The sequence below is a fragment of the Falsiroseomonas oryzae genome (assembly GCF_027856955.1).
GTDB classification, from domain to species: domain Bacteria; phylum Pseudomonadota; class Alphaproteobacteria; order Acetobacterales; family Acetobacteraceae; genus Falsiroseomonas; species Falsiroseomonas oryzae.
This window is the reverse complement of the sequence record NZ_JAPSMD010000649.1, coordinates 1-2,229: the sequence shown is the minus strand read 5'-3', so window position 1 is coordinate 2,229 and position 2,229 is coordinate 1. Positions and strand designations below refer to the sequence as shown.

General features: G+C 74.4%; 3 protein-coding genes. All 3 read right to left on the bottom strand.

What is annotated here, in order from left to right; all coding sequences use genetic code 11:
• Positions 1-187 (bottom strand): 4Fe-4S binding protein (locus tag OZN99_RS30110; RefSeq protein WP_270938893.1); only part of this gene is annotated, 187 nt, incomplete at its 3' end.
• Positions 184-1,161: a Bug family tripartite tricarboxylate transporter substrate binding protein gene (locus OZN99_RS30105; RefSeq protein ID WP_270938892.1), complete on the bottom strand. Its 978-nt coding sequence runs from the start codon at positions 1,159-1,161 to the stop codon at positions 184-186. The genes OZN99_RS30110 and OZN99_RS30105, both read right to left, overlap by 4 nt.
• A gap of 114 nt (positions 1,162-1,275) precedes the next feature.
• Entirely contained in the window at positions 1,276-2,193 is a 918-nt protein-coding gene (locus tag OZN99_RS30100; protein WP_456299915.1) for an alpha/beta fold hydrolase, read from the bottom strand.
• Between the last annotated feature and the right edge of the window lie 36 nt (positions 2,194-2,229).

Genomic DNA, 2,229 nt, shown 5'->3' with positions numbered 1-2,229 from the left:
CGGGCCCGTCGCGCAGCACCTCGCGCATGCCGGCGGCCACCGCCTCCGCGCCGGCCTCCGCGACGCCGGCCGCGTAGGGCGTCATGGGGCACGCCCGCACGCAGGCGCCGCAGGCCGTGCACAGCGCGGCCAGCCGCGCGCTCTCCTCAAGGATGTGCCGGACAAGCCCGGCCGGCGGCCCACTCATCCGGCGGTGATGCCGCGGCTGCGGATCACCTCCAGCCAGCGCCGCCGTTCGGAGGCGAGGAAGGGGCGGAACTCGTCGGGCGACATCACCCGCGGGAACACCGCGCCTGTGCGCAGCTGCGCCACCAGGTCCGGCACCTGCATCGCCTCCGCCACGGCGCGGTGCAGGCGCCAGACGATCTCGTCCGGCGTGCCGGCGGGGGCGAACATCGCGAGCGTCGTGGTGCCTTCGAAGCCGGGCACGGCGCTCTCGGCGATGGTCGGTACCTCCGGCGCCAGCGGGCTGCGCTGCGCGCTGGTGACCGCCACGCCCAGCACCTCGCCGTTGCGCATCAGCGGCAGCGCGGTCACGGCTTCGACGAAGGCCATCTGGACGTCTCCGGTGATGACCGCCTGCACCGCCGGCGCACCGCCGCGGTAGGTGATGTTTTCCACCTGTATGCCCGCGCCTTCCAGGAACAGCTCGGTGATGATGTGCGCCGAGCTGCCCGCGCCGGAGGAGGCGTAGCTCATCCGCCCCGGCGCCTCCTTCGCGCGCGCGATGAAGCTGCCGATGTCCCGCATGGCGTGGCGCGGGCTCAGGCACATGAACAGCGAGGAGGTGCTGACCGAGCCGATCGGCGTGAAGCTCTGCTCCTCGTCGTAGCCGCGCTGCGGATAGAGGTGGCCGGACATGGAATAGGTTCCGCTCCCCGCGAAGAGGAGCGTGTACCCGTCCGGACGCGCGCGCGCGACATGGGCGGAGCCGATCGTGCCGCTCGCGCCGGCCCGGTTCTCCACCACGAAGCTGCCGCCCAGGAGGCGCTGCAGCTGCTGCGCGACCAGGCGCGCAACGGTGTCGGTCGATCCGCCCGGCGCGAAGGCGACCACGATGGCAACGGGGCGGTTGCCCGGATATGGCGCCTGCGCCCGCGCCAGGCCCGGCGCCAGCGCCAGTCCGCCGAGCCCGCGTCGCGTGATCCCCCCCGCCGCCATGCCGCGCATCCCTTTCAACCCCTGGTCCAGGGCGGACGCTAGGGGCCGGTACGCGAAGGGGTCAATCGGCAGTGACGTCCTGTGGTGACGGTCCGGAGTCGGCGCCCGTGGGCGCTACTGCGCCAGGAACGCCGCAACCGGCGCCAGCGATCGCGCCGGATTCTCCTCCATAGGCACATGGCCCAGCCCGGGCAGCACGACCGTGCGGCTGTCGCGCAGCTCCCGCGCATAGTCGGCTGCATGCGGCGCCGGCACCATGCGGTCCTGCTCGCCCCAGAGCAGCAGAACCGGCGCCGCGATGCGCTGCAGGATGGGCTCCGGCCGCACCAGCACATGCGTCGCCATCCGGTCCAGGATGGCGCGCCGCACGCCGGGCGCCAGCATCATGTCGCGGTACAGCGCCACCACCTCATCCGTCAGCGCGGCCGGATCGGCGTAGGCCGGCGCCAGGCCGGCGCGCAGCAGCGGCGTCGGCAGGGTGTAGGGCAGGGCGCGCATCATCGGGGACACGCCGGCCGGCTTGTCGTAGCTGAACCCTGCGCTGGCGAAGCCGTCCGGCGCCATCAGCACCAGGCGGCGCACGCGTCCCGGCCGTTCCGCCGCGAAGCGCCAGGCGATGCGCCCGCCCATGGAACTGCCGACGACATCGGCGCGCGGCACGCCGACCGCATCCAGCAGCCCCGCCAACAGCGCCACCGCACGCAGGTCGGAATAGTCGCCGGTCGGGTCGGGCCCGGTCAGCGCGAAGCCCGGCAGGTCCAGCCGGATGACGCGCCGCTCGGCGTCCAGCAGCCGCGACCAGGCTTCCCAGGTGTGCAGGGAGGAGCCGAAGCCGTGCAGCAGCAGCACGGCGGGTGCGTCCCGCGGGCCCGTGTCGCGGACATGCAGGCGGACGCCGTCCACCTCCACGAAGCGGCTGGGCGGCGCGGCGTGGCGCGCCTCCAGCGCCGCGCGCGGCTGGTCCGGCGTCCACAGCCACCAGCCCGCGCCGAGCAGCGCGGCCAGCAGCAGCAGGCCGATCCAGACCAGCACGCGCCGCATCCCTCAGCCCGGCGCCGCCGCCAGCCG

Excerpts from the sequence above, each read along its gene's own strand:
- OZN99_RS30105 (WP_270938892.1), bottom strand. The coding sequence starts at position 1,161 with ATGGCGGCGGGGGGGATCACGCGACGCGGGCTCGGCGGACTGGCGCTG.